Here is a 428-nt window from a genome sequence, read left to right on the forward strand (position 1 = left end):
GACGTCAGAAAAATGGCCGGCCGCAAAGACTTTCAAAGAGGGGTTTTGTCACAAAATGCAGCAGGCAGTTACCAAGTTGAGTGTTTTTCAAGCCAACAATCGCATAGAATCAAACAACTGAGCCGTGCGAACTGCTTTGTTGTTTTGGATAAAGACAGTGGTAATGTGTCAGCAAACACGATGGTCACGGTACAACCTTTTCCTTGGCTATACGCTTAATTTATCATTTGCTGATGGCTCTAAAGAAGAATAAAAAAGCTAAAGGAAAATGGCAAAACAATCTGACAAATTTATGCTAAATGCGAATAATAAAGTAATGCTGATGATAAGCAATACTGGTGGCAATAAAATATGAGTGATACTAACTTTGAAATAGACAACGCCCAATGGTACTCGCCTACCTCCGCGTCCCCTATCATCGATGGGTA

At 40.4% G+C, this 428-nt stretch carries 1 pseudogene; it reads left to right on the plus strand.

From position 1 onward, the window contains the following. A pseudogene (locus JFC06_RS12240) lies at positions 1-219 on the plus strand (molybdopterin molybdenumtransferase MoeA); the annotation flags it as partial. Between the last annotated feature and the right edge of the window lie 209 nt (positions 220-428).

The organism is Psychrobacter namhaensis (genome assembly GCF_016107545.1).
In the GTDB taxonomy this organism is placed as follows: domain Bacteria; phylum Pseudomonadota; class Gammaproteobacteria; order Pseudomonadales; family Moraxellaceae; genus Psychrobacter; species Psychrobacter namhaensis.